At 75.2% G+C, this 669-nt stretch carries 1 protein-coding gene and 1 pseudogene; both read left to right on the top strand.

The annotated features are described in order from the left end of the window. On the top strand, positions 1-265 hold a 265-nt coding region (locus tag A612_RS16140), incomplete at its 5' end, for a TolC family protein (protein WP_158000174.1). A gap of 52 nt (positions 266-317) precedes the next feature. Next, a pseudogene (locus tag A612_RS14360) lies at positions 318-669 on the top strand (efflux RND transporter periplasmic adaptor subunit); the annotation flags it as partial.

The following is a 669-nucleotide window of genomic DNA, read 5'->3' as shown; positions in this document are numbered from 1 at the left end:
CTACCGCCGCTCCTTCGAGGCCACCGAGGCACGCTGGACGGCCGGTCTCGCCAGCCTGGTGGAGCTCGAAGATGCGCGCCGCACGCAGCTGGCTTCCGAGATGGCGCTGGTCGCCCTGGAAAACGAGCGCATGGCCGCGTGGATCGCCCTGTACCGGGCGGCGGGCGGCGGCTTCGACCGGGCGGACGTCGAACCGCCCGCGGCGGGGCGACCCGTGGCGCGTCCGCCGGCGGCATCCCCTCCCGCATCCCGCGCCGGCTCCTGAGCCGGCCCTTCCGAATACCGTGACCGTGCTCCTTCCCAAGCCCCGACACACCATGCTGCGCCTGACTCCCGCCCGTTCCCTAATGGCCCTTGCCGTGATCGCCTTGCTGGCCGGCGCCGCGGCCCTGCTGGGCAGCCCCGCCTCGCGGGCCGATGCCCCGGCGCCCGCAGCCGTGGCGCGACCGGCGCTCACCGTCAGCGTGGTGCGGCCGGCGCGCGCCCAGGTGGCACAGCACCTGGCAGCCAACGGCAACATCGCCGCCTGGCAGGAGGCCAGCATCGGCGCCGAGGTCAACGGCATGCGCCTGACCGAGGTGCGCGTGAATGTGGGCGACGTGGTGCGCGCCGGCCAGGTGCTCGCCACCTTCGCCGCCGAGACCACCCAGGCCGAGGTGGCCCAGGCGC

The sequence above is a fragment of the Melaminivora alkalimesophila genome (assembly GCF_000282995.1).
Lineage (GTDB): Bacteria > Pseudomonadota > Gammaproteobacteria > Burkholderiales > Burkholderiaceae_C > Melaminivora > Melaminivora alkalimesophila.
The sequence above is the reverse complement of the archived record's forward strand: the minus strand, read 5'-3'. Positions and strand labels throughout refer to the sequence as shown.